The 26,213-nt window shown below is 59.6% G+C and carries 28 protein-coding genes and 2 pseudogenes; 14 read left to right on the top strand and 16 right to left on the bottom strand.

Annotation, left to right across the window (positions count from 1 at the left end; genetic code table 11):
* Window positions 1–194 precede the first annotated feature (194 nt).
* The 3 genes from EO776_RS03590 to EO776_RS03580 form a co-directional block, all read right to left on the bottom strand.
* Window positions 195–740: a DUF7344 domain-containing protein gene (locus tag EO776_RS03590; RefSeq protein WP_094521388.1), complete on the bottom strand. Its 546-nt coding sequence runs from the start codon at window positions 738–740 to the stop codon at window positions 195–197.
* A 434-nt stretch (window positions 741–1,174) separates the two neighbouring features.
* Entirely contained in the window at window positions 1,175–1,927 is a 753-nt protein-coding gene (locus EO776_RS03585; RefSeq protein ID WP_145964603.1) for a hypothetical protein, read from the bottom strand.
* Between the two features lie 242 nt (window positions 1,928–2,169).
* A complete protein-coding gene (locus EO776_RS03580) occupies window positions 2,170–2,727 on the bottom strand; it encodes a hypothetical protein (RefSeq protein WP_094521386.1) in 558 nt (185 codons plus the stop codon).
* 208 nt (window positions 2,728–2,935) lie between these two features.
* Here EO776_RS03580 and EO776_RS03575 point away from each other — a divergent pair, with 208 nt between their 5' ends.
* The 4 genes from EO776_RS03575 to EO776_RS03560 all read left to right on the top strand — a co-directional run bounded on the left by EO776_RS03575 (window position 2,936) and on the right by EO776_RS03560 (window position 6,721).
* Window positions 2,936–3,571, top strand: coding sequence for a hypothetical protein (locus EO776_RS03575; protein WP_129452369.1), 636 nt, complete (start codon window positions 2,936–2,938; stop codon window positions 3,569–3,571).
* 73 nt (window positions 3,572–3,644) lie between these two features.
* The gene (locus tag EO776_RS03570) at window positions 3,645–3,863 is read left to right on the top strand and encodes a homing endonuclease associated repeat-containing protein (RefSeq protein ID WP_129452368.1); all 219 of its coding nucleotides are present in this window, start codon (window positions 3,645–3,647) and stop codon (window positions 3,861–3,863) included.
* 105 nt (window positions 3,864–3,968) lie between these two features.
* Complete coding sequence (locus tag EO776_RS03565; protein ID WP_094521385.1) at window positions 3,969–5,519, top strand: hypothetical protein; 1,551 nt, start codon at window positions 3,969–3,971, stop codon at window positions 5,517–5,519.
* Between the two features lie 263 nt (window positions 5,520–5,782).
* A complete protein-coding gene (locus tag EO776_RS03560) occupies window positions 5,783–6,721 on the top strand; it encodes a response regulator (protein WP_094521384.1) in 939 nt (312 codons plus the stop codon).
* Between the two features lie 21 nt (window positions 6,722–6,742).
* Here the strand turns inward: EO776_RS03560 and EO776_RS03555 are convergent, their stop codons facing one another.
* From EO776_RS03555 to EO776_RS03545, 3 genes are all read right to left on the bottom strand, one after another.
* Entirely contained in the window at window positions 6,743–7,927 is a 1,185-nt protein-coding gene (locus EO776_RS03555) for a S24/S26 family peptidase (RefSeq protein WP_094521383.1), read from the bottom strand.
* Window positions 7,928–8,242: 315 nt separating this feature from the next.
* Complete coding sequence (locus EO776_RS03550; protein ID WP_129452367.1) at window positions 8,243–9,484, bottom strand: RNA-guided endonuclease InsQ/TnpB family protein; 1,242 nt, start codon at window positions 9,482–9,484, stop codon at window positions 8,243–8,245.
* 3 nt (window positions 9,485–9,487) lie between these two features.
* Window positions 9,488–9,628, bottom strand: coding sequence for a DUF2080 family transposase-associated protein (locus EO776_RS03545; RefSeq protein ID WP_129452366.1), 141 nt, complete (start codon window positions 9,626–9,628; stop codon window positions 9,488–9,490).
* A gap of 126 nt (window positions 9,629–9,754) precedes the next feature.
* On the opposite strand from EO776_RS03545, the gene EO776_RS03540 reads away from it, so the two are divergent.
* The 6 genes from EO776_RS03540 (at window position 9,755) to EO776_RS03515 (ending at window position 13,742) form a co-directional block, all read left to right on the top strand.
* Entirely contained in the window at window positions 9,755–11,719 is a 1,965-nt protein-coding gene (locus tag EO776_RS03540) for a plasmid replication protein repH (protein WP_246041492.1), read from the top strand.
* On the top strand, window positions 11,716–11,955 hold the full coding sequence (locus EO776_RS03535; protein ID WP_094520498.1) for a hypothetical protein: 240 nt from the start codon (window positions 11,716–11,718) through the stop codon (window positions 11,953–11,955). The genes EO776_RS03540 and EO776_RS03535 overlap by 4 nt, the downstream gene beginning before the upstream one ends.
* Window positions 11,948–12,601, top strand: a complete 654-nt coding sequence (locus EO776_RS03530; RefSeq protein WP_094520499.1) for a hypothetical protein — start codon at window positions 11,948–11,950, stop codon at window positions 12,599–12,601. The genes EO776_RS03535 and EO776_RS03530 overlap by 8 nt, the downstream gene beginning before the upstream one ends.
* Before the next feature lie 68 nt (window positions 12,602–12,669).
* Window positions 12,670–13,107 carry a type VII toxin-antitoxin system MntA family adenylyltransferase antitoxin gene (gene mntA, locus EO776_RS03525; protein ID WP_176455038.1) on the top strand — a complete coding sequence of 146 codons (438 nt, stop codon included), beginning with the start codon at window positions 12,670–12,672 and terminating at the stop codon, window positions 13,105–13,107.
* A gap of 33 nt (window positions 13,108–13,140) precedes the next feature.
* Entirely contained in the window at window positions 13,141–13,416 is a 276-nt protein-coding gene (locus EO776_RS03520; protein ID WP_094519310.1) for a DUF433 domain-containing protein, read from the top strand.
* The gene (locus EO776_RS03515; protein WP_094519309.1) at window positions 13,416–13,742 is read left to right on the top strand and encodes a DUF5615 family PIN-like protein; all 327 of its coding nucleotides are present in this window, start codon (window positions 13,416–13,418) and stop codon (window positions 13,740–13,742) included. The genes EO776_RS03520 and EO776_RS03515 overlap by 1 nt, the downstream gene beginning before the upstream one ends.
* Before the next feature lie 166 nt (window positions 13,743–13,908).
* Here EO776_RS03515 and EO776_RS03510 read toward each other — a convergent pair whose 3' ends face one another.
* The 8 genes and pseudogenes from EO776_RS03510 to EO776_RS03475 form a co-directional block, all read right to left on the bottom strand.
* Window positions 13,909–15,147 carry an RNA-guided endonuclease InsQ/TnpB family protein gene (locus EO776_RS03510; RefSeq protein WP_094519308.1) on the bottom strand — a complete coding sequence of 413 codons (1,239 nt, stop codon included), beginning with the start codon at window positions 15,145–15,147 and terminating at the stop codon, window positions 13,909–13,911.
* Window positions 15,144–15,533 carry an IS200/IS605 family transposase gene (gene tnpA / locus EO776_RS03505; RefSeq protein WP_094519307.1) on the bottom strand — a complete coding sequence of 130 codons (390 nt, stop codon included), beginning with the start codon at window positions 15,531–15,533 and terminating at the stop codon, window positions 15,144–15,146. The genes EO776_RS03510 and tnpA overlap by 4 nt, the downstream gene beginning before the upstream one ends.
* A 151-nt stretch (window positions 15,534–15,684) precedes the next feature.
* The gene (locus tag EO776_RS03500) at window positions 15,685–15,957 is read right to left on the bottom strand and encodes a type II toxin-antitoxin system HicB family antitoxin (protein ID WP_176454905.1); all 273 of its coding nucleotides are present in this window, start codon (window positions 15,955–15,957) and stop codon (window positions 15,685–15,687) included.
* Window positions 15,954–16,193 (bottom strand): helix-turn-helix domain-containing protein, encoded by a 240-nt coding sequence (locus EO776_RS03495; RefSeq protein WP_094519339.1) that lies wholly within the window; start codon window positions 16,191–16,193, stop codon window positions 15,954–15,956. The genes EO776_RS03500 and EO776_RS03495 overlap by 4 nt, the downstream gene beginning before the upstream one ends.
* 228 nt (window positions 16,194–16,421) lie before the next feature.
* Window positions 16,422–16,958, bottom strand: coding sequence for a winged helix-turn-helix domain-containing protein (locus EO776_RS03490; RefSeq protein ID WP_094519338.1), 537 nt, complete (start codon window positions 16,956–16,958; stop codon window positions 16,422–16,424).
* Between the two features lie 91 nt (window positions 16,959–17,049).
* A pseudogene (locus EO776_RS03485) lies at window positions 17,050–17,682 on the bottom strand (IS1595 family transposase); the annotation flags it as partial.
* Window positions 17,683–17,685: 3 nt separating this feature from the next.
* Window positions 17,686–18,912 (bottom strand): IS701 family transposase, encoded by a 1,227-nt coding sequence (locus EO776_RS03480; protein ID WP_129452365.1) that lies wholly within the window; start codon window positions 18,910–18,912, stop codon window positions 17,686–17,688.
* A gap of 39 nt (window positions 18,913–18,951) precedes the next feature.
* Window positions 18,952–19,305 (bottom strand): annotated as a pseudogene (locus EO776_RS03475) (IS1595 family transposase); the annotation flags it as partial.
* 213 nt (window positions 19,306–19,518) lie between these two features.
* On the opposite strand from EO776_RS03475, the gene EO776_RS19265 reads away from it, so the two are divergent.
* From EO776_RS19265 to EO776_RS03460, 4 genes are all read left to right on the top strand, one after another.
* Window positions 19,519–19,752 (top strand): hypothetical protein, encoded by a 234-nt coding sequence (locus EO776_RS19265; RefSeq protein WP_094519337.1) that lies wholly within the window; start codon window positions 19,519–19,521, stop codon window positions 19,750–19,752.
* A 30-nt stretch (window positions 19,753–19,782) separates the two neighbouring features.
* Complete coding sequence (locus EO776_RS19260; RefSeq protein ID WP_246041490.1) at window positions 19,783–20,043, top strand: hypothetical protein; 261 nt, start codon at window positions 19,783–19,785, stop codon at window positions 20,041–20,043.
* Between the two features lie 86 nt (window positions 20,044–20,129).
* Window positions 20,130–20,432, top strand: a complete 303-nt coding sequence (locus tag EO776_RS03465) for a UPF0175 family protein (RefSeq protein ID WP_129452364.1) — start codon at window positions 20,130–20,132, stop codon at window positions 20,430–20,432.
* Window positions 20,429–20,947, top strand: coding sequence for a hypothetical protein (locus tag EO776_RS03460; protein ID WP_094520227.1), 519 nt, complete (start codon window positions 20,429–20,431; stop codon window positions 20,945–20,947). The genes EO776_RS03465 and EO776_RS03460 overlap by 4 nt, the downstream gene beginning before the upstream one ends.
* Window positions 20,948–20,966: 19 nt before the next feature.
* Here the strand turns inward: EO776_RS03460 and EO776_RS03455 are convergent, their stop codons facing one another.
* Complete coding sequence (locus tag EO776_RS03455; RefSeq protein ID WP_129452363.1) at window positions 20,967–23,204, bottom strand: hypothetical protein; 2,238 nt, start codon at window positions 23,202–23,204, stop codon at window positions 20,967–20,969.
* Entirely contained in the window at window positions 23,201–25,375 is a 2,175-nt protein-coding gene (locus EO776_RS03450) for a hypothetical protein (RefSeq protein ID WP_129452362.1), read from the bottom strand. The genes EO776_RS03455 and EO776_RS03450 overlap by 4 nt, the downstream gene beginning before the upstream one ends.
* Window positions 25,376–26,213 lie beyond the last annotated feature (838 nt).

The following is a 26,213-nucleotide window of genomic DNA, read 5'->3' as shown; positions in this document are numbered from 1 at the left end:
TCGCGACCGGACGGCCCGGATACGACCACTTCGACGGTCGGTCGTCGGTAACGTCGCCTTGACTACCTCCTGCGCCTGCCGCCGCAGGCATCCCACCCGCTTAGCAATCCGGTGTCTGACCGCAGGGTGCCCGCCGTCGAACGTCGATGGCAGAACGTCTGAGTGAGCTGAGCCGCGTTCCACGTGCCTGCGGCTCACAGCGGCTCATCGAGGTCGCCGAGCCGGTACTGTCGATTCTGGACCACCTGCGCGACGGAGGAGACGAGAAAGGCCGCGAGGACGATCGCCGCCCACCCCAACTCCGGGACCGTCTCTGTCGGAACGAATCCGATCCAGACGCCCCCGAGGACGACGGCGGACAGGAGCGAGAGCCCCAGGTAGTAGACCCCCCACGGGATCGATCCCTCCGGGACGACGTCGAGGTACACATCGAGTTCGGTGGCATTCTCGGTGAGTTCGACCTCGTCGCCGTCGAACTCGATCATCCCGGCGTCGGCCAGCCGGTCGAGGTGCGTCTGCTGGAGCGAGGTGTACACGCGTTTGCGTTCGGCCGAGGTGAGCTCCGCCACCGACTTGTCCTGCTCGCGGGCGGCCACCCGTTCGGCGAGGTCGGAGAGCGTGAGGGGTTCGTCCGCCTGCTTACAGAAATGGATCACATATCGCCGGCGGTGGTTGCTCAACAGGTCGTACAGTTCGTCCTTCTCGGGCTGCGTGTACTTTTTCTGGTCGGAGATCGACACGTCAGGCCACCTCCGGCGGTACCCGAGTCGGACCGAGCGCCGCGCTCGTCCGGGTCGACCACGTCATCTCCGTACCTCTCGTGCGTCAGGTTCGGGGATCGTGAGCCGTCTGGAGGCGCGCGTTCGTCCGAGCTCCGGAGGCCGAGGTATGCTCCCACACATACTGTCAGAGCGACTAACGCGAGTTGACATAATTATTCGGGTGTCGGGCCGGACTCAGTCGAGTCCGAGTGCGCTCGCGACCGCGTCGGCGTACGACACCCCGTTGAACGATGTGATCCCCGTGTCTCGTGCCGTCATCGCATTGTTACGGGCAGTGAGCGCCTCGTCGATCGTGGTGACAATCTGTCGGGATTGGCCGCCTCCTCCAGCGATGTCTCCCGGAAGAGCATTGAGAAAAGAACGCGGCCTACGAAGCGTGAGGAGGGGTATTATTAGTCTCCCGCGCTGTCGCTGCCGACCCGTATGCTCTCAACCAGATGTACGGTATCGTATTCGCCGCCGCCGTTGAACACGTCATTTGTGCCCGGAGCAGCAGCTTCGGCGATATCATCGCTAATGCTACCGACCGTGAGGTCTATCTTGAGACCAATCTGCTCAGTTTCGCCAGGATTGACCGATGTCGTGGCTTTCAACGTTTGTGAACTCACAGATCCGCCGGGACTCCCATTGGTCGAGATCTTCCCACCGTCTCCGCCTTCGTTGTAGAACTCGTATGCCTGAATGAGGTCTTGTTTCTTTATCGGACCATCGTTGACATCCGCGCCGTACAGGTTAAATCGGATCCCAACCTCGCGGGTCTCTGTCCCTTCGTTGGTAACTTGAAGGAAGTTATCGAATTTGAATTCTTCGAAGTTTTGTACGGCGGTTTCGACCTCGAGATCGCTGTTCGTCCTATCGTTCGCATACGCGGCCGGGAGCTCGTCAGGCTCGAGACCGTTGAGACCGCTGTCACCGCTGAAGAGATCGTCACTCCCGCCGTAGAACTTGCCACTAGGGTTGTCTAGATAGGCACCATCACCATTGCGGAAGCTGTCACCCGCTTCCAGAACGAGGTTGTCCTCGACGACGACCCTGAAGTCGGCAGTCGACGTCGCCGAGGCCGAGAACGCCGCCGACGAGAACACCGCTCCGCTCCCTGTTGCCAACGCCCCGAGTCCGACCACCATGCTGCGTCGTTTAACCATATGGCTTCCACCTACCTCACATCAGCGGTCCCGTCCACTTAGTATTAATCCAGCTGAAACGTTTGAAGGGTCGGCTTGAAGCACGGCGCCCCTTCAATGTCCGTTTCAGGTGGTGCTTGACCGCGCGAGCGGAGGTACCGAAATCAGTGGACGAGAGCCGGATGCCTCCACACGACGTGCGTTTGTGAGACACGTTGGCTCACCACAGTCGGCAGATTCGTCACGAACCTCTCAGCGACCGGTCACTCCTTGTCGATCGCGGCGATCTCCAGCGTGACGTTCGCTGAATCAGGAAGCTCTTCGAGGCCAGACGAACTGTCGGCAATCAGGTCCACCACGATACCGAACGTGACCGCGTCGCCGGAATCAAACGTCTCGCCGGTGTCTGCGAGGAGGGTCGTCTCCCCCTGTGCCCGCTCCGTCGATACGTCGTCGCCGGAGACCACGCGGAGCGTCTCCGCGACCTTCGACGCGTCGGGGTCCTCGTCGGTCGCCGAAAACGAGAATTCGAGTCGGTCGTACGGCACGTCGCCGTTGTTCGTCACCTCGATAAGGTCCTCGAACCGCGAGATCGCCCGCTGGTTCAGTTTCTGTATCACGATCTCGGTGACCTCGCCGTCGTCGTCGGCCCTGACGTACTCGTCGCCCGTGCGACCGGGCGTCAACGTCAGCTCCGAGACGACGACCACTCGGAGGTCGGCGGCCGCGGCCGTGCCGGAGAGGAACGACCCCGAGGTAACGGCGGCGCTCCCGACCGCCGCGGAGAGGAGGCCGATCGTCGTCTGTCGTCGTGTCGGCATTGAGTGAGGCCGCGTCCGGTCGCGGTTCGTGTCCACATCTCGGGAGCCGAGCCTTTTGTATTGGCGGGCTTTCCCCCGACGGCATGGGTGCTGACACCGGGGATCTGCCGCCGCCCGAGAGTTCAAGCGGGGCGATACCGATTCTGCCACCGCTTGAACGTCGTCCAAGCGGGGCAATACAAAGTGGGTAGGGGCACATGGTGTAGATATGGCAAGTAGACGAAGCGTCCTGATCGGACTGGGCAGTTTAGTAGCGGGCGGCGGCGCGCTCCTCGGTACGGGCGCGTTCACGACTGTGACGGCGGAGCGGACGGTCAACGTTGAGACCGCAGGTGACGCTAGCGCGTTCCTCGGGCTGGCGCCTGCGGATCGTGATAGTGATGCCGATGGGACGCAAAACGAATATGTCGCTAGCCCGGGAGATGGCACTCTTGAGATAACCCTCGTAAATGACGATGAAACCGCGGGTAACGCTACCGGTCTCAATCAGAATGCAAGAACCGTCTTCCGGAATCTGGTAACGGTTACGAATAATGGTACACAAGAAGTAACGTCACTTGAACTAGATTTCATTGGAGAGGAGAATGATAATTTATCAGATTCTGAGATCAACAATGTATTTAGTTTCACTGTCTCGCCGACTGACGGGACCAGTAACCGAGACACAGTCTCGGACGATAGTGATATTCTCACCGACAGCAACAGTATCCCCGGGGCACTCGGGCCGGGGAGTTCAATCAACTTCGGACTTGAAATTGATCTTCTTAACAATAGTGTTACCGAGATTCCAGCGGATAGTAGCTTCACGCTTGAGATAACCGCTGAAACTTCGAACTCCGCGTAAGAAGCAAAATAGCTTATTGGCGGTGAGAAGCGCTCACACACCCTTTTATCGTTATAGCAATCGTCTTCTGCTGATGACAACCGAAGACGCCAGTAAGGATCAACTTCTCAACGAGATCCGCCGACTCCACGACGAGCTGGAGAAGGTCCCATCATATCAGGAAATGAATGACCACGGAGAGGTGTATACACATACTCTCGTGTGTTTGGTTCGTGGAATGATACAGTTGAGTCGGTGGATACGTCTCACGTCCAAACCTAACTCCCAGGTCAAAAGAAGAACTGTTAGCTGAGTTAGAGAGTGGCTAAGAATTGTAATTGAACGTCGACCGCCGTCAACGCTATACGTTGGCCGCACAAAATTAAGGACTGTTGGCTGGTCCCAGTGAACTAATTCCATGAGTCGAAAACGGAGCCGAGACCGCTCGCGCGGCGGGTCGAGCGGAATCATCAGCCGCCGCGGGGTCATCGCCGCGCTCGCGGTTGGCGGTATCGGAGCCGCGGCCCTCGAGAGCACCGGCGCCTTCAGCGCGGTCGACTCGCGACGGGATGTCAGTGTCGTGTCGACAGACGACGACGAGGCGTTCATGCGCATCACCGGCGGACAGGTGAGCGGGTCCGACGGGGATACCGTCACGCTGTTCGGGTTGACGAATCAGTTCGATCAGCCGCTGACGTCGGTTTCGGCGACGGTCGTGAGCTCTGGAAACCCGATCGACCCGGGGACGGTACAGACGCCCGACCGGCTCTCACCCGGCGGCTCCGGCGACGTACGAGCGGCGCTCAATTGCGGCACCGACGGCGCGGTGAAGCTCCGAATCGTCGCCGCAAGTGCGAATCAGCGCGTCGAGTTCACGCGGACCGCCCAGGTCACGTGCGAGAGCGTCGACGTGTGCGCGCCCCGACGACTTCCCGCCGGCTGTACTGTCAACGAGGTCCCGAACAACTCCACCGATTGTAGCGTCGTCATCGACACGCCGAACCAGATCAAAGAGCAGATTACGGGTAACACCACGATCGGCGGTGCGGCCGAATTTCATTCGAAAAGCCAGATCGACCTGACGCTCAGAGGGAACTCGGAGATCCGAAAGTATCTCAAGGTTAAGACGCCCAGCCAGATCGGCTTGGATTTCGGCGGCAATAGTCGCGTCCAGGGCGGCGTTAAGATACGGAGCAAGTCACAGCTCGATTTTGGCGTTTCGACGCATGTCGAAGGCGGTATTTGTGTCGAGGACGCCGGAGAAGTGAAGCTCACACCGAGTAACGCCACGATTGACGGCGAGGTCTCGCTGACCTCCAACGATCAGGTGACCGTCGATAGCTTAAAAAATGCGACGACCGGTCCCATTACGATCGACGCCAGCGGTCAGGTGAAGTTCGATAAGACGCGGAACTCGACGGTGAATGGGCCGGTATCAGTAACTGCGGCTGGGCAAGTCAAGCTGGACAAACTGGAAGCGGTCTCGACCGGTTCCATTACGGTCGACGCCAAAGGGCAAGTGGATATCGTCAGTGAGCGTGACTCGACCGTCGACGGGGCTATCGAGATTACGGACGCTGGCGGTCAGATCACGCTCGATTTGGCGGCGACTGAGATCTCCGAGGGGGTTTCGTTGGCCAATAAGAGCCAAGTGAAAATGTCACAGACAGACGGATCAACTATCGGATCAGCCGTCGACATAGACACCGAGAGTCAAGTGGAGGTCGATCTGACTGGATCTTCGATTGAAGACGACCTGGACATCAAAACCAAAAGCCAGGTCAAAATTGACCTGACAGATAGTCAAGTGGATGGAACAGTTACGATCGAGACGCAGAGCCAGGTCGACGTTATACTGAACAACTCGTCGGTCACGGGTGATCTCTCCATCTCGACACCGAGCCAGATCACCGTTTCTGACTGTTCGGCTGTCGAAGGGGAAGTCAGCCCACGGAAGGCGTGTCAATAGAACTGAGACCCCGAACTGACCCGTTAGAATCACTTAGGACCTGACCGTCTTTCGCCTGCTTGGGGTGAGGATCGCGAGAGCAGAGCAGACGATTAACGTTTCCGAAGAAGTGACGCGATCGCGTTTCTCGGGATCGAGGTCGCTGATCGTCCTGACAACGCTGTCGACAGAACTCCGGGCACTTTGGTGGCGCGAATCACGCTTCTCGTTCAGATTCCCCCCGCGCTTATACCGGCGACGGCGCAAAGCGTGACACGAACCGGATGCCCCGCGACACCGACGCGACGGTCCTGATAATCGAAGCCGACAGCGAGGCGGTCGCGGAGTACGCCGACTGGCTGGAGGGGTACGCGGTCCGGACCGCGGCTGACGGCGAGCGTGCGCTCGACGCGCTCGACACGGACGTCGACGTGGTGCTTCTCGACGGCGAACTCTCTGACCCGACGGCCGAGGAGCTGCTCGGCCGGATCCGGGCCCGTCGCCCCGGCTGCCAGATCGGTCTTCTCTCGGGTGTGAGCGTCGGTGACGACGTCCTTCGGCTCGACATGGACGAGTACGTCCCGCGGCCGATCGACCGCGACGAGCTCCGCGAGACGGTCGCCCGGCTCGTCGACCACGGCGCCGTCGAGGGCGCCGTCGAGAGGTACCTCTCGCTCGTGGCTCGACGCCGACGGATCGAGACGCGACGGGACGACGCGGACCTGGCCGACGACGAGCGCTACCGAGAGCTGACCGGCGAGATCGCCGCCCGTCAGAGACAGATCAACACGCTGCTCGCGGAGGTCGGCGATTCGGCCGCGGGTAGGAGCGATGAGACGGGCGCCACGTCCCCCGATGACGTCCAGACGACCAAGAGCGGCGCGGGCGGACCGCTGTACCGAACTCGTCCCCGCGAGTTCTACGGCCTCTGGTTTCTCGCCGCGCTCACGTACGGGATCGGTGACGTCGTCTCGACGCTGTACGCGACCGTGGCGGTCCCCGGACTCATCGAGGCGAACCCGATCGTCGGGACGCTGCTCTCCTCGAGCGGGCTCCCCGGGTTCCTCCTGTTGAAGCTGCTCGTATTGTTCGTGTTGATCTCCGTCAGCGTCCAGGGCGCGCGACAGCGCGAACGGTTCTCGTACTACTGGCCGCCGGTCGTTGCGACCGGGATTGGACTGCTGCTCACCGGCTGGAACGTCCGACTGGTGATCGGGGCGTGACCGGCCTGGGCGGCGGATCGTTCACCGCCACCGCCTGATGGTCCGGCGAACGCGATCGGAGAAGGACAGCTCACGGCCGCGGTCCCGGAACCGGAACGGACTGAGTCCGACCGAGATGACGTACACGAGGGTCACCACCGCGACGATCACGGCGTCGATCGCGGCGACGGCGAGGTACGGGTGGACCGCGTGAAGCGAGAAGATAACCGACGCGGGGAGGAACTGAACGTACTGCCACTCGGAGACCGATCTGACGTACGCGCCCGTCTCCTCGGGCGCGTGGAGAGTGACCGCCGTCGACGCGGTCTCTCCGCGGGCCGGAACGAGCGAGGCGTCGGCGACGTCGACGCCGGTGCTGGCCGCGTTTACCGTCGCGATTCGCGGAATGAAGCCCTCGTTAGTGAAGTTGTAGCTGTACTCCACCGAGCCGCCGCGTTCGATGACGGTCGGGTCCGAGCTCGGCGTCTGTGAGCTCACGATCGTAATGTCGTTCGTCCCCGACGGGACTACCATGCTCGCGGTGGCCGGGACGGTGATGAGGAGCAGGATCACCGCGAGGATCAGGACCGAGCTCATCTCGCTGCGCCGGTCGCGCGAGCGGTCGCCGCGCTTGGACCGGCGGTTCGTCCCGCCGATGCCCTCGGCGAGGAGGCTGTACGCGAGCAACAGGATGCCGACAAGAACCATCGACGAGCCGGCGTTCCCCTCGGCGAGCCCGCCAAGTCCGGGGATCCCGGAGAGCGCCGACGCGGCGGCCGCGAATCCTGCCTGAAGCGCTAAGACGACCTGTCCGATCCGCGGGATCACGACAACCTCGCCGCCGAGCTCCAGCGCGACCGCGACGATCTGCGACTCCTGTACCGGCGGCTCCGGCCCGTCCTGATCGGTGAACGGATTGGCGTCGCCGCGCGTGACGTACCCCTGATCGGTCTCGTCGACGATCCGGTGGGTGGTCAGCCCGCCGCCCTGAAGCTGCTGGGCCTCGAAAGTCACGACGTCTCCTTCGCCCACGTCACCGGCGATCGCCGGTGGGACGGCGATGAAGCCGTCACCGGGCGCCATCTCCGCCGGTTGAGCGTTCATACTTCCGGTCAACACGAACCCGAGGACGATCGGCTGGCCGAGCTGTTGGCCGATGAGCATGGCTACGACGAGGAGGACGAGAACCGCAGTCGCACCGGATCCGGCCGCCGATCGGAGGTTCATTGGAAGACAGCTCCCAGTTATCAGAGATACGTGGGCCGAACGTATAGCTCGTTCGGCGGGATACTACCGTTTGAGAGTCGACTCGAAGGTTCCAAGCGTGTAGACAGACGAGCGGGTTCCGCCGAAAAAGAAGCCGACCGGTCGCAGATGAGCGATAGTTTATATTAACAATTTTATACAAACGCATCTAAATAAATAGTATGATATATAACACGTCAACACGATATATCAGTATGTCGAAACCCTCCCTCTGCGACGGAGAGAGAGTTCCGTCATCGACTCACGCCTACGAGAGCAACGGTGAACTACCCCACCCTACTCGCTCACGGCTGACGCCATTCGCTCCTTGAGGGTGGGGCTTCCTGTTTCCACGACGCGCTTTGCAGATACAGGCGTATCCACAGGGAGCGCAGTCTCCACAGGCGTTGATTCGGAGTATCCCACTCCTACTTCTTCAAGACCACGAGAAAGGATGTTCCACGCCGCGTTCGCATCCCTATCCGCTTCAAATCCACACGCCGGACAGGAGTGTTCGCGCATCCACAGCGGTTTCTCAGTCTTCACACCACAGGAAGCGCACTCTTTTGTCGTCCCGCGCGGGTTCACGGCGACGAAGTGCGTCCCTTCACGTTCACACTTGTATTCGAGCATCCCCAGGAACGTTCCCCACGCCACTCCCGCCCGATTTCGTGAGTTTCTGGGGAGTTCGACCAGCCCTTTTACATCCAAGTCCTCAACAGCCACCAAGTCGTACTCTGTGGCGTAGTAGTTCGACAGCTTGTGGAGAAAGTCGCGGCGCTTTCGCTTGAGATCAGCGTGGCGTTCCGCCACGGTTTGTCGTTGTGTCTCCCAATTCGTAGAGCCGTGTTCCTTCCGCGAAAGGTCGCGTTGGGCGCGTTCCAATCGTTCGCGCTCGTCGCTGAAGTCGGGACTTTCGATGGCGTACCCATCGGTGTCGTGGGCATACTTGAGAATCCCCACGTCGATACCAACGCACCGATCTGGATCGGTTGGTTTCTCAGGTGTCTCTTTCCCGTCGACAACGAATGAAGCGAACCAGTCCCCAGTTGGCTCCTTCTTAATCGTGACTTGTTTGATCGTCTCGGTGTCGGGGATTGTGCGGTGTTTGATGAGTGGAACATCCGCAAGTTTCGACAGCGACAATACGGTCTGACCGTTCTTACTATCGAACTCGAAGCCAGACTGTATGTAGGTGAAACTGCGGAAGTCCTTGGGAGCCTTCCAGTTGAGGCTTCCGACGTTGTAGCCGTTCTGTTTCAACTGGGAGAGGGCTTTGATGCTGTCTTCGATACGCATGACAGCGGCTTGTGCGACCGTTGAATAGAGGTCATTTAGTTCATCCCACCAGAGTTTAAGATCGGTGAGCTGATCGCGTACTTGGCGTACTCGTTGGGTGAGTGTTCCCGCCGATTCGGGGATTTTCTCAAATTCGGTGAGTGCGTGATTGTAGAGTTGCCTACAGGTATCTCGGTGTTGATCCAACAGCTCACGTTGTTCAGGCGTGGGATCAAGCCGGAATCTGTAGGTGTAGCGCATTGACTATTCGTCGGGGGTTGAGGTTCGGACGATTTTCACGTCTGCACCACGCCATCGCTTCGGAACGAGAACGTGTGCGCCGTTGCCGGTCGGCTTCACCTCTCCCTCGATGACTTCGTGACCTTCTACTTCGTGTCTATCCATCATTTGTGTTTAAACATTATTTCAAATTAACTCTATCGGTGAGGTGGTTAGGCAGCGAGTACGAACGTGTTTGAGACATGATGACGGCGGTGTATCCCCTCCCTACTCGCTCCCGCTGGTCGCTCCTTGAGGAAGGGGGCTTACCGCCTGTATTCTGCTAAAGGCACTGTTAGTCGGTACGTCCTTGATCTCGAAGCACGCGACCTCGTCACGATCGATCGGCGTGGCCAACAAAACACCATCCAGCTCACCGCGTTGGGGCAGACGGCCGTCGAAGCGTGTCTTGACGACGCACAAGCGCTCATCCACCCGAATCAGCGCCAACTGGGGGAGCGTCTTACTGCGACCCCTCAGAAACTCACAAGTACAGTGTCGCCCCGCCGGGCGGAGGGCCCCACTACTGAGGAGTGGATCACGACAACTGGAACGACGGACGACGACGCCGAGTACGTCCAGTGGCTCACCGACCCAAAGGCCAGCTCCCCAACCAAACGCCACCAGCGATTCGCCATCCCTGCCACTGATGACAGCATCACGCTCGTCGACGATCCACTCGACGCATTCGAGGACGGCCGTGTCGCGTATCTCAGCCACACCGATACAGAAACACTCGTCATCTGCCAGTGGGGTGGCCCTCTCGCCACGTTGGGACGTCTCGCGAGCGCCTTACTGAGCGAGAAAGCACTCGAACACATCCTCACCCCAACACGGCTTGGCCACCAGTTCGAGAACATTACTGACTCCGCTGAAGACACACCCCGAATCATCCAGCATGGCCACCAAGTGGGGTGGTTCAGCGACGACGAAGCCACCTACCACGCCTGGCGGGATCGAATCACCACCGTTCGCGATCAGTTGCTCGCGCGCCTCGCTGAGCTCACGAACAGTGATGACACCGCTGCCCGCAGCGACCTTTTCGCAGATCTTCACGGGCTCGTCGCCTCTGTCACCCAACTGTACCAGGCGGCCGGACTCAACCTCACAACCACGCTCAGAGTCCCAGACACGGCTGCCCTCGCTCGCAATCACAAGACCCGAGAAGACTTCTGTGAGTTCCTCGCCAAGACAGTCCCCAAACAATCTGTCTACGGCATTCACTCGGGGTACCGACTGCTGTTCGAAGAGCGCCCGGCAAAACTGTGCCGGCGACTGCCCTACGACGTCGACCCAACTGACCAACTTGATCTCACGATGTCGTGGGTGATTGCGGGCCCAACAATTACCGAACTCCACGAGGAGATCACCACTACCCTCCAAGCAGAACTCGCCACCGTCCGCAAGACAATTGCCGAGGGCACTGAAGACGCACCACCGCTCTCAATCCCCGTTCGAGACGCGACAACCTACCCCGCCATCAGGCGGGTGCTAGAGAAGATTGCGATGACCCACGACGTACAGTGGACACCCCGCGAGCGCCAGCGGCTCGTGCGGCTCTGTCTCCGCTCGTTTGGCCCGGCGGACACCACACGGCGTGCGTGTCCGTACGACGTCGTGGAGAGCCTGCTACGAGCGCTAAACGAGTCTCACCACCCAACCCCTGCCGACGTCGAACGCGCGGCGGCCACACTCCCGCCGGAGCGCTTTCGGCTGGATCTCGCCCCGACGGCAACGAAACTGTACGCCACCTTGCTGCGTGCCGACAAGCCGCTCGGCCGCAGTGAGCTCCTCAAGCGCGCCGACATCTCTGCGAGCAGCTATGATCGGCGACTCCGCGATGTTCGCGCGCTTGATCGGGTCTGTGCGGTACAGGTGGATGGCCACCGCCGCTGGACCATCCGAGCAACTCGCGCCCAACAGTCGGCAGGTACGCTGGAGACGCACCAACAGCCAACCACACCCCATCAGGTGGTGACCAGCCACGCCACCGGCCAGATGCCCACACACAGCGCCTGCGCCGAGTCAAAGCCGGTCACTACTACCCACTCAATGACAAGAAACAGTACACACCATTGTCGTCGAAGACATCCACTCGGCGACCACCTCGACGGACAGCCTCTAGACCAACCCCAACCCACCACCATGGACTCCGACCACTCAACAGTACAGGCATCGCTCCCACTCCACTCGAACCAGAGAGGTGACACACAATGACAGCACCCACCTTCGAGTTCACCACCCACATTACACGCGATCGCCTCGTCACCCACCACGACGGCTCGCTCACGGTGAGCCTCGATGGGTCCGCAGACCCGACAGTCACGCTCAGTGTCGAGGGACCAGACGAGACGACGGACGCAGTACTCACCCCAACCGCGGCAGAGGCACTCGGGACTGCGCTTGTTGAAACCGCCATGAGCGCACCCGCTCCGGAGGCCACAGATGAGTGACGACCCCGAAGACCACGAGGAGATCCCGGAGGTTGGCGGCTGCGACCCCGACGAGACACCCACAGATCACGACCCCACGAACGGGCGGTGGCTCGAAGGGAAGTTCGCTGACGCGCTCGAAGCGTGGGGGTATCTCACCACCCGCAATGAGCAGCTCTTCGGGCTTGAGACCGACGTCCTCGCGCGCCGACAATCCCCACGAAACGAGCCGGAGGATTTCATCGTCGGTGAGTGTAAAGACTGGCACGCAACCCTCGTCGGTCGCGACGCTGTCGCCGCAATCTCTCACCGGGCCGCACTGGCTCGCGCAATGCCCGTCCTCGTCGTCGCCAGAGGCGTCACGGCCTCGGCGTGGACGCTCGCGCAACAACTTGATGTTCGCATCCTCACCATCGAGGATCTCGCAAAAGACGGGCTGCCGCCGCTCACAGAGCATCGGCCACCCGTGGGAACGTTCCGTACCCGCCGAGAGCCCGCCGTGAGGGAACTCCGTGAACACGTCCCGTCGATCGTGGCCCGGCAGCGCACCGTCGATATCGAGGCGCCAGTGTTCTTCGCTGGGGGGACAAGCCCGTGTTATGTGCCGGACAGAACGGGCAACAACGAGTACGTCAACGCGTACGACAGCGACTACGAATTTGGGTAGGAACGGGAGAGCTGGGTAGCAGGGATTCCACCTGCGTTTTATATCATCAGAGAATGTATCCTGAACTAATGAGGACCGTTGAATCGACCACTCTCGAGAGCCACTTCGATATTGAGACTGTCCAAGCTGTGCTCCGAGAGCATCCGGTCCGGCTCGCGATCCTGTTCGGGTCCCACGCCACCGACACGGCCCACGATACGAGCGACATCGATATTGCGGTCGAGTTTGACGAACACAAGCCGACAGATCGGGGATACAACGACGTGTTCCTTGGGCTGAGCGCCGATCTGAGCGATGAACTGAACACGGATGACATCGATCTCGTTGATCTCTACACAGTCACTCAACCACTCGCGACGACGATATTCGAAAATGGGATCCTCTTGGTTGGAAACAGCAACCACGCCGCCGAACTACGCCATGAACTGACAGCAAGCGGGACCGACCAACAAACGCCTCGTGAGCGGCTTGAGACGACTCGCGACAGCGACTACGACTTCGGCTAAAGAGTTATACTCATCGACGGCGAATCAAGACGTATGAGTGTGACAATCTCCGTGGTGTCGACACCAGACGTCCTCGGTGGAAAGCCACGGATCGAGGGAACCCGTGTTGGCGTTCAGCAGCTCGGAGCACTCATCCGAGAACACGGCTGGTCAACGACAGCGATCGCCGACGAGTTCGATCTGACCGTCGACGAGATCGACGCCGCACTCGAGTACTACGACGCAAATCCTGACGAGATGGCGGCGATCGCTGCCGATGTAGCGACGACCCGTGATCGGCTGCGCGAAATGAGTCACGCTCCGGAGTGATGCGTCTCCTTTGCGACCAGAACGTCGCCCAGCGGTACATCGACGCCTGTATCGAAGCACCAGATATCCAAGCGATCACTGTCCGCGACGCGCTTGATCCTCGTGCGAACGACCCCGACATTGCCACGTACGCCGGAGAACACGGGTATGTCGTCTTGACAACGGACGACGACTTCTTCACTCTCTCCGATATGTGTGGCTGTATCTACTTCCATCAACTCGATCGGCCACCAGTTGGTGACGTTCTGACGGCCATCCGTCAGATCGGAGATGCGTACGGAACGCACGATGCGATCGTTGAGGTAGTTCCCGGCGGTTGGGTGTGAATCGCCTCGGGGTCAAGCCCTTACAAACATATTTGCGGTAGTAGCTCACATATTAAGTATGGACACGTTCGATCCCGCGCCGCCGGATGAAGCATTGACCTCCTCCCACGGCTGAAGACGCGGGAATCCCACCATGGGATTTCAGGCCGAGCGTGGCCCTCTGGTTTCAAGACGCATACGTTCCACGCGTCGCCTGCTGGGTGTCAGCATCTGCGTGGCTGTCTTGTGGGGCGGTCAACCGCCCCCCATCCCCAGCCGAGTCATCGTCGGTCTCGTGTTCTCTGGACCGACTCTCTCTGCTGAGGTAGCGATCTGCGATGTTCACCGCGCCGTTCACGTCCGCTTGATACTCGCCCATCCAACACGCATCGTTCGTACACGTGAATGTCGCCTGTCTGGGGCGATACCCCACTTCACCGCACGCGTGGCACTCCTTCGACGTGTTACGCGGATTCACCGTTTCGACGGGGATTCCCTTCTCGACGGCCTTGTAGCGTATCTGCGCGTGGAGCTTAGCGAATCCCCATCCGTGGAGACGCCGGTTCATGAACTCGCCGTAGTCCATCGACTCCCGGATGTACGTTAGGTCTTCGAGAACGAGAACGGGATTCTCGACGGAGTCGGCGTACTCCATGACTTCGCGAGTGACCCGGTGGAACACGTCGTCTATCTGGTTCCACAGGTCGTCACCGAACGACTCCACGATACGCTCGCCTCCGCGCGTCTGGAGTCGGCGCTTGGCGGTGAAGTAGGTCTTACGGAGCTGACGAACGGTCTTCCCTTCGTCGGCCCACAGTTCGGGCGTGGTCGGAGAACCGTGGTCGTCGCGGTGACACACCTTGACGAGTGACGCTTCTCCGATGTCTACTCCGATAGGTGTCCGTTCTTCGGCGGACTCCCCGGAACATTCCTCAACGTCGCGAGTAGCGGTGACGTGGAGGAACCACGTCCCCTCTCGCTCGAACAGCCGACTCTCCCCCATCTCCGCGTCGCCAGCGTTCACCGCTTCGAGCCAGTCTCGTTGTTCGGGATTCGGTTGTGCTGGCAGCCAGAGGTGGTAGTCCTCGTGATGCGGGATTTTGACGTACCACTCGATACCGTTCTCGGGCTTGTGATCGAGCCGTAGCCCCTCATTGGTGAACCGAACAGGGTGGTCGTCGTGAAGTTCGCCCGCGTTGTAGGTCGTCGTGAGTTGCGGGACGTATTGTTTGAGCGCGTTCTTCGCATACCCGCTCAGGTCGTAGTTGACCACCACGTCGTTCGCTTCGGTCTGCGTGGTACAGCGGGCGTCGAATGCGTCTTGGAGGGCATGCTGGTACGCTTCTCGCGTCTCTCGGAGTTTCCGCCGCTTGTGGGCGTTCGGATCCACGAGTTTGAGTTCGAGCGTCTTCGTGAGTTCGGTCACGAATCGCCCTCCGTGTGTTGCTGGATGTAGTTCTCGACAGTCTCGCTCGAAACGTGCCCGGCGGTCCCTGCGTAGTAGCCTCTCGTCCATCCGATTTTCTCGCCGTCGTGGTCGGCGTATCGATGGTTGTACTTGCGCGAAGAGATACCCTTGAACCAGTTGGCGAGGAGCGCCGGTTCGTTCTTGGGCGGACTACTGACGAACAGGTGGACGTGGTCGGGCTGGACGGTGAGACCGAGAATTTCGAGGCCCTTATCGTCGGCAATTTCGTGGAGGATAGTTCGCACACGGTCAGCGACCTCGTTGACGAGTACCGAGTTACGGTACTTCGGCAACCACACGATGTGGTAGTTGAGGTTGTAGGTCGCATGCCGTGTGGTCTTCATCTGCGTTGTACACTATGTATCAAGATATTTTAATACTGGTGGTAGATTGACGGGAAATCCAGCCGTAGCGTCGTCGATAGAGGTGTACGCTATTGTTCGCTCGACCCCCGCCTAAAGAGGGGGTATGCGCTCGTATCTTTATCAGGAGAAACTACTCGAAGATCTCCGAGTCGTCGAGAGAGCCGGATGTATTTTGCTCAGGGTCGATCCCCATCTCACGGAGTTCCGTATCACTTGGTGCTTCACCCTTGCCGTGGTAGCCTTGGAGCGCCTCGTCGAGATTTTCAAGCGCCTCCTGGCGGCTTTTCCCTTGGCTGACGACATCTGTCTCTTCGTCCTTTGCGACCCACCAGTTGCTCTCTCGGGTGAGCGTGATGGTGGTCCCTGTCGGCAGGTCGTGGTTGGTGCCGGATTCGGTACTCATGATTCAACTCCAGAGGTGAGACGCCACGCGAGAGAGTTCCCGATCATCTTACTGTCTACCCTATCCTCGTTTTTGAGCTGTCGGAGTCGGTAATCAGCACTGGGACGCTCAATTCCTAACTCTTCGGCAATCTCGCTTGTCCCTGCGGGTTCGTGTTTCTGTACGGCATCGAGAACCTCGTCGTCGGTGTGTTTCGCGGAGAATCGTCCGCGTTCATCGCGTTCGCTCGTGCTCATATCTATGAGATCTACCTGCTCGAATAAAAAACCATCTACCGTGTAGTAGACGGCAAAACCGCATCCAGAACGGCTAGTGGTAGGAACTACACGGCCGAGGAGCGACCAGTCGGTGTTGTCTCAGATGACCAGCGTGTTCGGACTACGACTCGTGGACTCGGGGCGACAATTACAGAGAATAGAGGAGAAAGCCTCGCGCTTCACAGCAGTTGCCGAATCAGGCCGTTGTCATACAGCCGCATCGGCATACTCGGTAGCAACTGGCTCCAACGCCTGGAGAATGATTTCGGCCTCAAGTGATGAGAGGTTGAGTTCGCGGGCCGCAATCCGATGATTGACAGTGCCGTCGACGTATTCGTAGGCGTACTCGAGAGCGGCAGCAAGGCCGTCAAGACCGTGGCGCTCGATGTAGACATCAATGTCCTCGTCTTCGTCGCGGCGGGCAACAGCTGCAATAAGTGCTGGCGTGATCGTTTGTGTCTCCTCATCCGTCGAGAGTGTGAGTACAATCGACTCGGCATTGTATTCGTACGGGCGCTGCTCACGGGTTTGTTCCACCAAGCCAGCCGTTTGGAGCTTCTGTACGTAGTCGTAGGCGGTTCCTTGTGGGATGGTGAGCGTGTCGACAATCTCAGACACGGTGACTGGACCGTGTTGTAGGATATGGGCGTACAGCCGAGCGAGTACCGGCGTCTCAAGGAGGTCAGCAATCGTCTGTAACTGCTGAATCGGGGGGCGGCTTGATTGCGATGATGATTGCGCCATCTCAATTACGAATAATAGATAATTCGTAATAAGCCTTCTGGGGATAGCACAGAACACACAACGATTCACGCTCTTCGGTAGACTGGCGGAACTAGCGGAATACATTGACAGCGATACAGTCCACGAGACTGTGGATCGGTGCCCCAGTAAGGTTCAGTGACCGGAGGAAGCCGTAGGTCCGAGCGGCCTGTTCCAAGCCCTGCTTGGACAGGCCGCGGAACTTCGCCAACCACGGTTGGAGCAGTGACCAGAGACACTCTACCTGGTTCGTGTGGACGCCTTTGTCGGAGACGTACCTCTCGTCGTGGACAACGTATTGGTGATCGTGCTCCATGCCTCGGTAAGCTGGCAGTCCATCGGTCCAGACCTCTCCCAGCGGCTGGGAGAGGTCGTCTGCTTCCTCGATAACTGGCCCAAGGTCATCTTCATAGTCGCTTCCTTCCTGAGCTGAGACCACGCGAAGCACGTCGCGGCACGCCGCGACGAGCGTCAGTTCGTCACCCTGATTCCCTGTCCAGCGGGTACGTCCACCCTCGGGCGACCCGCCGCGGTTGAGTCCCTTCCGCGGCGGATCTTGGCCTTTGAAGCCCGAACACACCTGCTGTGTTTCATCGACCTGTGTTGGCCCATCGACTGTCTGGGAGATGCGCTCCCAGACAGTCGGAAATCCCCGACAGAACGCGGTTTCAAACTCTCTGAGCTGGTCGTGAAGCGTCGTGTAACACGCTCAGCTTTGAACGTTAGCGTCGGCTGTTGAGTGAACGAAGAGGTGATCAATCTCTTCCATTAGGTCGTCGACGCTACGCTCATCGTTGTCTCGAACCCACGAGAGAAGGTTGTAAACGGCTTCTTTCAGCGAGTGTTCGAGGTTCGCTCGAAGCGATGACGCTTTCGAGCGAACCGTCCCCAAGGCGCTCGATTCGGGATCAAGACGGACGAGACTGTAGGCAGCCATCAGAAGGTGCCAGTGCCGACTGGCACCTTCGTCGGTCTGCATCTCGCAGTCTCCCAAGCCGAGATCCTGCTTCGAGTCCTCGAAGAACGTTTCGATGCGCCACCGCATCCCGTAGGAGCGAATAATGTGCTCGGTCGGTGCGTCGATCTTGTTCGTGACGAGGTACTTGACCGGGTTCTCTTCGTCTTCTTCGTCAGTTTCTTTCTCAGCGAGCACCAGCTTCACGTCTCCCAGTTGGGAGACGGGAAGCTTCTTTGTCCAGATGTGGTAGGTCTCGTCTTCGACGTCGCGTTCAACCGTGTCGATGCGCTCTGCAAGCGCATCGACGCGGATCTCTTCGCCGCCGTAGGTCACCTGTCGGTTGCTCCGGAGCGGGCCGATCCAGTCTTTCTCGGAGGATTCGATGAGTTCAGGAAGGCCAGAATCGTGGGCGAACCACGAGTCGAAGAGGTAGGTGTCCGCCGGGACACCTACCTCGTCTTCGAGTTCGGTGACGATCTCGCGGGCGAGATCGTACTTGGTGTCGTGGTCTTGGTCATTGTCGTCCTGTTTTTCGTAGAGGCGGAAGGTGAGTGGGTAGGCGGTTTTGTCGTCAGCGTAGAAGGCGTAGATGAGGTCTTGGCCCCAGACAGTGTCATCTTCAGCGTGATCGTAGAAGTGGCCGACGCCGGGGACTTCGTCCCCGGCTTTGTGGGTGATCGTGTCGTCGAGGATGATGTAGCCATCCTTCGACCAGCGTGTTTCACCGTGTTTTTGGAGTTCTTCGAGGCGTTCGTGGTTGAACTGTTGTTCGTCCCAGTCGTACTCGGTGAGGAATTTGTTGAGAGCGCGTTTGTCTCCAGCTGGAAGGACTTCGCGTGAGATGCCTGCCACGGTCTTGTTGCTGGCCGCAACAAGACCGGTGGCGTAGGTTTTCGCGTGATGACGTTGAGCTGATGACAGCGATTCGAACTCGTCAAACACACGCGTACACGACAAGAAGTCCGTAATCGGCATCATCCGTCTTCACTACCGCCTACGTCATGCTCCTACTTCAACGTTCAAAGCTGAGTAACACGGTGAGAGGAGTTCAGCGATTTGGGTAATGCTGAGGAGTGTATCAGCGTAGAGGATGAAGGCGATGAGGAACTCACCTGGGGTGAGTTCCGAATCGTAGAAGGGTGTCCCTCGCGTGTACGTGGTTTTCCAGTCACAGCGGCCACACCAGATGCGGTCAGAGCCGTTGAGAGCGTGGAGGTTGTCTGCGCCGCAGTGTGGACAGGAGCGTTCTTCCCAGATCGTCTTGAGACGCCGCTCGACGATGGCGTCGAGCGGCTCGGCCCGAAATTCTATTACCCCAAGTTCCGCAAGTTCTGATAGCCTCTGGCCGAAGGCAGGACGGTCTTCATACATACCCGTTTTTGCCGGGCCAGAGGCACTAATGCTCCTGGTTCCGCCAGTCTACTGAAGAGCGACGATTCAAGAAGTGCGCTCAAAAACCAGACCACCGCAGCGCTTACACAGAAGCTTGCCACTGTCCGCGAAGCGATCCCCGACGACACGGAAGCCGCACCGGCACTCGAAATCCTGGTCGTCGACGGGGCGACCTACCTTGCCATCCGACGGATGGTCGACGAGATCGCAACGATCACAACAGCCCTCGAAGCGACAGCCCAGCAGGCAGACACCGCCGAGACGCTCGAGGATCCGACGCCAACGGATTTCCTCGTCGGTGAGTGTAAAAACTGGCACCAAACCCCGGTCCAGCAGGACGCTGTCGAGGCGATCGCGCTCCGCGCCGCTCTCGCGAGAGCAATGCCCGTGCTTGCCGTCGCCCGCCGCGTCACGGCGAGCGCATAGCAGTTGGCACAGCGCCTCGACGTGCGGATCATGACCGAAGGGGACCTCTACAAGGACCAGCTCCCGCCGCTGACCGAACGCCGGCCGCCGGGTGGCACGCTCCACGCGCGGCGGGAACCGCTCATCCAGAACATGCGTGACCGGTTGCCGCTGCTGGTTCACCGTCGAAGCGGGCTGGATATTGAGGCGCCCGTTTTCAACGGGCCGGGTCACGGTCCGTGTTATGTGCCCGATCGGACGGGCAACGGCGAGTATGTCGACGCTCGCGACAGCGACTACGACTTCGGCTAGATATCCTCTCACAGCTGAAGCTGTGGGCTTCCTCCGTGTTCCGCTGTGAGAAACCATTATGTAGTACAGCGTGCTACTGTGTATACATGCCATCGATTAGTGCCCGAGTTCCTGATGATGATGAAGACGAACTTGAAGCGGTAAGTGAGCTGTTAGATGAAGACAAGAGTACAGTCATTCGGAAAGCACTCGCAGAGGGTCTCTCATCCATCCGTCAACGTGTCGCGATTGAACGGTACCAAAGTGGCGAGCTCTCGGTTAATGAGGCAGCTCGACTTGCCGGTGTCAGTCTCGCAGAGTGGCTCGAGATCGCCCGTGAACATAATCTCACAACGCAACTGTCTCCAGAAGATATCGAAGCAGACGCCGCTGCTGCGCGTGAGCTGTGACGCGGATTTTTCTCGATGCGACAACGCTTATCGCACTCGGTACCATCGGTGAGCTCGAGCAACTGACAAGCTTTACTGGTACGCTTGTTGTCCTCCCCACAGTCCAAAGTGAGGTCACGACAGAGCCCGCACAAACAAATCTGACCCGGTTCATTGCGCAGGATGCGGTTGCGACGACCGATCCAGCTGTTCAAGATCACATTGAGCAAGCCAAAGAGGTCCTTGGCGAAACAGAACAGAATGGAGACGTATCTCTGATCGCTGCGGTGTTGGCCTACACAGCTGAGGACCGGCCGGTCGGTGTCGTTTCAGATGATAAGCGTGTTCGAACCACGGCTCGTGGGCTTGGGGCGACAGTCACTGGGACGGTCGGTGTGATCGTTCGGGCAGTAGAGGAGGGACTTGATCGAGAGGCAGCACACGATCTCGTAAGGCGGATTGACTCACACGGGCTTCACATGACTGGGACACTTCACGAGAAGGCCGACAAACTCATTGACGACGCCGCTGAGTAGGGGACTCCGCGCTACCACTTCACTCCTCGAGACCGAGTTCGGACAGCACACGCGAGTCACCGACAAATGGCATATCCGGCGAGGTCACATCGTGAGGCCACCGCCACGTCCGGTTTTTGATTAGATCAAGGGCATTATTGTCACGAGATTTATGCTCAGCGAACTGCCAAAGCGCCCGACCAGACTCACGCATGCCGGGGGCTTTGCGTGACGTCTGCGGTTTGTAGATCCGCTCATTCATCGGCTTAATAAAGTCGGGCTTTTCAATTTCGGTGTAGTCGACGGGCACAGTGTATCGGTCAACAAATGTTCCGTAGGCATTCTTGTACCGTTCGCGTTTGCCAGCCGCGTCGCTTTGATCCCAATCAGCAGGGTACTCATTGGGATCAAGCCGCTCAAGTTGGTCACCATCATAATACCGAAGGCTACTCCGGGCTAAGTACGCAAGTTGCGTTGGGACAAACGGTCCATGAACATTAGTCCGGTCGGCAGCACTCGGATCCGATTCGCAGAGGAGCTCTTCAAACTCCCATGTTGCGACGCTCTCAGCAACTGACCCAGCGGCAAGCACCTCCCCATCCGGTGTCTCAAGCCGGAGTTCCGGCTCGATCTGTGATGGCGAACGCGCTTCAATATCATCGTCCTCGTCCCCGGCTTCCGGTGGCTCCTGATACCGAAGATACCACTTGGATGACCCGACGTCCGGTGGCAACACCGGGGTACTCCCGTCAGTAAGCGTCAGCGAATCCGACATCGTGTACAGCTGCGCGCCATTGTGAACGTCAGTGTCGGTAACGGGCTCTCGGAGTATTTTGGCGATCGATTGCACCGTAGACCTATCCTCGCCAACAAAGATACAATCCATGTCATAATGCGCGGCGCGCGCTGCGTTCGTCAAGATATTCGCCGGTTGACCGAGATTTTTGTGTTCGACTTCAACGAAGTATGCGCTCCCGTCTTTTTGAATCCAGAGGTCAGGCACAGACTCCGCTGTCTCAATATCAAGTTGCTCGACCGTCCAGCCAGCATCCGCGTAGTAGTCCGCAACCCAATCTTCGTTATACTGATGTTCCGCTGAGCCACGAGTTACTAGTGTGACCGACTGCTCATCGTCGTACTGCGTGACGTTCTCGGGCGAAGCCGCCTCTGGATCCGCTGTCTTGCCCGCAGCTGCCGGTAACACGACGGGATGCGTGACTAGGTTAGGCGGATCGATGTAGCTGACGTTCTCCCACGGTGAATACGCGATCCGATCGGAGACGAGCGCAACGAACGCTCGCACTGTTCGTTTATCAACCGGGATCTTCGTGTAGTAGTTGGCATACTGATAGAGATTCTCGAGTTCTTTGTCGGTGTCGTGATACCCGGCGTACAGGTCGTGACAGTCCTTGCGCCCGGCAAGCACACGTCGTGCCGCACGGATGATTTCGACGTCGTGTTTGTGTCGTGAGACGGCCTCCCAGCTATCCCCAGAGGTATCAATCTCGAAATACCGTGTCGCATCGAGATCAAAGTTCGAGCGAATCCGATTCGTTTGGTCGTCATAGTACGTGCTAAGATCGACTCGACCACCGGTATCGAGATGTTTGGCGAAATCGTGTTCGGTGGCAAGCCCGTAGTTAGGTGGATAGACGGCAAGCCGCTGTGAGAGCTCGAACGTAGAGTTATCGCCCCGCGAAATAATCGTCTGTAACAGATAGGGAATGTCCTTGTCGTTGAGATCGCTGATGAGCTCAACGACACCGTGCGGATTCCGCTGTGCTAACGGTAACAGGTCGGGACTTTCCCGAACCGCGAGCCGACACGTCGGCCGAATGGTTCCTTCAAGCGGCGACAGATCGACAGCACACCGGTCGTAGCCGTACCCATACGGCTTGACAAGCTGCTCTTTACACGCCGATTTAAGCGCTCCAGTCGCCGCGCTCGCCTCGTCGTGAGTCGCCGATGTCGGAGTGCCAGCGTCGTTCAGCCGCGTCTGTCCGGGATCAGTGAGATCCTCGTCTTCGTCTGGTTGGGCTTGGACCGTCGAATCGATCGGATGAAGTACCCATTCTTGATGTGGTTCTGCCGGCCACGACAGCAGCTCAAGCCGCCGGAGTTTGGTGTTTGAAAACGCCGATCGGATCACCGACGCGAGCGGGTGACTCTGTGCCGGTGGCGTCCCATCGTCGCGTTCCGGTGGCCGCAACCGGAGACAGCCGACGCGGGGCCACTGTGAGTAAATCTTTACGTCGTCCGTGTCAGTTGGGTCTGTCATTTGTAGTCAGGGGCAACCGCAAGGGTCTCTGCAAGCGATGCTACCGGCGTCCCGGCCGCCGTTGCGTCAGCAAACGGGGCGGCTGGCCGATCCGCTGTCGTGTCCGGGTAGATCCACCCACGTTGGGTGAGCGTCACTGTGTCGGGCCCTGAGAGCGCTGATTCAGTGTGGGTCGGACCCGTCGTTCGCCGTGAGAGCGCTGTCATCGACCGTTTCAGCTCCGCTTGCGACACCACCGTGGCCGACTGTGGCCACAACAAGCGGCGGCACGCAGTGGCGATCGTCGACGCTGTCAGTGTTGTTTCAGCCTGACACGTGTACGTGGTGACGAACTCCTTGAGAGCCGTTTCGAGTGACTCCTCATGTCTCCCGAACCGCCGGCGTGGATCGACCACTGACGGCCCATCGGGCCCAAGTGAGAGACACGTCGCCCGTGGACTCCACCAGCGCCGAGCGGGGACCGCTGGCAACGGGAGCGACCGGTACTGGGCAGCGAGCGCGGCTGACGTGTCGTACTGATCGCGGGCAACGCCATCGGTCGTCCGCACAACCGGCGACGACTCTGGGGCGACCCATCGCAGCGGGGTGGATGGGTCATCGAACGGCACTGTCGGTCGAAGCGGATCCCCCCAAACGGTCCCACTCGCGAGACACGCGTCGGCGGCGTACAACCGAACCGTTCCATCTGGATCAATCGTCCACTGAAGCGGCATCTCGCGGGGGACAACAGCAACGTGTCCTGACGTGACCCAGTGGCGGGCAGTACGCGGATACAGCACCGTTTCCGTGTCGGCTGCCTCAACAAACGGCTCTCGAAGGATTGTAGCCGCCCGTTCAGCTGCGGCCTGGGCCTCGGTGACGACTGTTATCGCATGCGTCTCGACACCATGCGAGGCCGCCGCAATAAGTTCGCCCGGCGGAACGGTGCCATCATCATCAACTACAATAATACTCGAGTCACCGTCTGGCGGTCGTCGTTCGGCAATCGCCCACGGCGTATCAACACCAGATGTCGCAGCCAGCGACAGCGAATCCCCGTATTCACGAAGCCGCTTGATCGCCCGGCGTGTCACGCCCGGTTGTGCTGGCCCCAACTTGCCAGATCCGAGCGACGGTGTCGGCCAGTCAGCAGTCGTTGCCGGCGCTGGGGTCCAGAGCGTGTTCGACATCTGATCACCAGCCGGAACCCGTGGGTTATGCCCAGCCGTTTCATCGGTCCCAGGAGCCGATCGAAGCAGCGCAAGCGACTCAAGGATGGGTGGCCGCCGATCGAAGTCGTGTTGGGTCTCCCACGCCGGTGTGTCATACCCCCAGACGAGTCCCAGCATGCTCGTCAGCGACGCAGCTTCAACTTCCAGTGTCGGTGAATACGCGAGGGCGTCGTACTGCTCGGCGAGTGGCTGTGGATCCCCAAGCGTTCCGAGCAGTCGCTGATACTCCAGCTGTTGGGTACAGAGATCAACCAACGTGCTCGCAGTCGCACCAGCCCCAGGCTGGCGGTGGAGTGTCGGCTGACACGGTGAGTGGCTGGCTCGCGTCTTGGGGTTCCACCCATCCTCGGTCAACAGCTCCCACGTCGACGTGATCGCGTCGGTGTCATACTGCGCTGCGAGCGATGGCGCAGTGTCTTGCGTACTGTGGCGTGCGAGATCGCGCCGTTGGAGCGTGCGTGCCTGCGGGGAGAACTGCCCAACCTGTTGTTCGACGTGGTAGGTGCCCGACCCAGCCGGCGCAATAATTGTGCGCGCAACGTGTGGGATCGACCGCTCAAGCAGCCCGTCGAGATACGTCGCCAGCTGGCTCTGTGATCTGGTTCGATCAACTGTGATCGGTGTCTCCGCATCGGTCACCAACCGGGTCGTGAGTGTCTGTGTCCGGCCGAGCGGCGTCGGATCACAAGTAACGATTTCGACACCGATCCGATCAATGAGTTGGTCTGCGAGCCACGCCCCAAACCGCATCGTAAGCGTATCGATATCCTGAACGCTGGCGGAGGTCGTCTCAAGCTCCGGGTCTGAGGGGATCGGGAGTGCCGAACCGCGACTGCTGTCTGCGGCTGGACACACCCGCAGCAGATACTCCTCGTGAGCGATTCCCCGGTAACACAGGATATCGATAGCCCGAAGATTCGGCGAGGCAGCGCTGACGATCGTCTCGATTGCCTGTGCCAACACGCCCCCCCATCGAATCGGCAATCCGCGCAGCTGGATCGGTGACGCCTGGCGGAATCAGTCGGACCCACTGGGCGTCGGTCTCGGCGGGTGTCTGTGATACGCTCAGCACTGTTCACCTGTCGCCAACTGAGCGCGCTGCCTGGTCGCTGCTGGCCGGGGGGCCTGTCGGGTGCCGGAACTCGCTCGGAGCTGTGCTGGTGGCCACCGGCGTCGCGACGCCTGTCGCTCCCGAGCGTCGCCCGGACGTCGTCGACGCAATCGACGAGCGCGTTCGGGACGTGTCCAGGCCCCCCACGGCAGTGACCGGTCGCAACGTCGCCGAGCCACTCGCCGTATCAGGGTGCGACAGCCAGCGTGTCGCCACGCCGCAGGCGACCACGCTCTCTGGCTCGCTCTCGCTGTCGTTCGGGCTGGCGGCGTCTCCTGTACGCCGCCGCGTCGAACGGACGCCTGAGGGCACACCTGTGACAGTCGGGGCCCGTCCGGCGGCTGGTAGCGAGCCCGACGGTACTGCTCGTCGACAGGAACGGGTACCCGCTCGCTCCCGAGCGTGGATCCAGCCGCCCACCGGCACCACACCGGCACCACAACTCGTCGTTGTCGCAACATATCGTGTAATCAGGCAATCTTCAATACCACAGTATAAACGACTGGTTGAGAATATTGATTGTGATAATACCCAGGCAACTCCAGGTTGGTGTGTCGGTGATAGAGACCCAATTACGGTGACGGTTACTACGAGTCCAAATCGACAGCAGGCGCCGAGTTATGATGACCACAATCCGACTGATAATAAGAATAAGTAGTGTAGAATTAGGGGGGCTGGTGAGAGAGG

This window comes from Halorubrum ezzemoulense, from assembly GCF_004126515.1.
Taxonomy (GTDB): Archaea; Halobacteriota; Halobacteria; order Halobacteriales; family Haloferacaceae; genus Halorubrum; species Halorubrum ezzemoulense.
This window is presented reverse-complemented; position numbering and strand designations above follow the sequence as displayed.

Bases quoted from the DNA above. Each gene is read 5' to 3' on its own strand.
- EO776_RS03585 (WP_145964603.1), bottom strand. From the start codon at position 1,927: ATGGTTAAACGACGCAGCATGGTGGTCGGACTCGGGGCGTTGGCAACA.
- EO776_RS03580 (WP_094521386.1), bottom strand. From the start codon at position 2,727: ATGCCGACACGACGACAGACGACGATCGGCCTCCTCTCCGCGGCGGTC.
- EO776_RS03575 (WP_129452369.1), top strand. From the start codon at position 2,936: ATGGCAAGTAGACGAAGCGTCCTGATCGGACTGGGCAGTTTAGTAGCG.
- EO776_RS03570 (WP_129452368.1), top strand. From the start codon at position 3,645: ATGACAACCGAAGACGCCAGTAAGGATCAACTTCTCAACGAGATCCGC.
- EO776_RS03565 (WP_094521385.1), top strand. From the start codon at position 3,969: ATGAGTCGAAAACGGAGCCGAGACCGCTCGCGCGGCGGGTCGAGCGGA.
- EO776_RS03560 (WP_094521384.1), top strand. From the start codon at position 5,783: ATGCCCCGCGACACCGACGCGACGGTCCTGATAATCGAAGCCGACAGC.
- EO776_RS03555 (WP_094521383.1), bottom strand. From the start codon at position 7,927: ATGAACCTCCGATCGGCGGCCGGATCCGGTGCGACTGCGGTTCTCGTC.
- EO776_RS03550 (WP_129452367.1), bottom strand. From the start codon at position 9,484: ATGCGCTACACCTACAGATTCCGGCTTGATCCCACGCCTGAACAACGT.
- EO776_RS03545 (WP_129452366.1), bottom strand. From the start codon at position 9,628: ATGGATAGACACGAAGTAGAAGGTCACGAAGTCATCGAGGGAGAGGTG.
- EO776_RS03535 (WP_094520498.1), top strand. From the start codon at position 11,716: ATGACAGCACCCACCTTCGAGTTCACCACCCACATTACACGCGATCGC.
- EO776_RS03530 (WP_094520499.1), top strand. From the start codon at position 11,948: ATGAGTGACGACCCCGAAGACCACGAGGAGATCCCGGAGGTTGGCGGC.
- mntA (WP_176455038.1), top strand. From the start codon at position 12,670: ATGAGGACCGTTGAATCGACCACTCTCGAGAGCCACTTCGATATTGAG.
- EO776_RS03520 (WP_094519310.1), top strand. From the start codon at position 13,141: ATGAGTGTGACAATCTCCGTGGTGTCGACACCAGACGTCCTCGGTGGA.
- EO776_RS03515 (WP_094519309.1), top strand. From the start codon at position 13,416: ATGCGTCTCCTTTGCGACCAGAACGTCGCCCAGCGGTACATCGACGCC.
- tnpA (WP_094519307.1), bottom strand. From the start codon at position 15,533: ATGAAGACCACACGGCATGCGACCTACAACCTCAACTACCACATCGTG.
- EO776_RS03500 (WP_176454905.1), bottom strand. From the start codon at position 15,957: ATGAGTACCGAATCCGGCACCAACCACGACCTGCCGACAGGGACCACC.
- EO776_RS03495 (WP_094519339.1), bottom strand. From the start codon at position 16,193: ATGAGCACGAGCGAACGCGATGAACGCGGACGATTCTCCGCGAAACAC.
- EO776_RS03490 (WP_094519338.1), bottom strand. From the start codon at position 16,958: ATGGCGCAATCATCATCGCAATCAAGCCGCCCCCCGATTCAGCAGTTA.
- EO776_RS03480 (WP_129452365.1), bottom strand. From the start codon at position 18,912: ATGATGCCGATTACGGACTTCTTGTCGTGTACGCGTGTGTTTGACGAG.
- EO776_RS19265 (WP_094519337.1), top strand. From the start codon at position 19,519: ATGGTCGACGAGATCGCAACGATCACAACAGCCCTCGAAGCGACAGCC.
- EO776_RS19260 (WP_246041490.1), top strand. From the start codon at position 19,783: ATGACCGAAGGGGACCTCTACAAGGACCAGCTCCCGCCGCTGACCGAA.
- EO776_RS03465 (WP_129452364.1), top strand. From the start codon at position 20,130: ATGCCATCGATTAGTGCCCGAGTTCCTGATGATGATGAAGACGAACTT.
- EO776_RS03455 (WP_129452363.1), bottom strand. From the start codon at position 23,204: ATGACAGACCCAACTGACACGGACGACGTAAAGATTTACTCACAGTGG.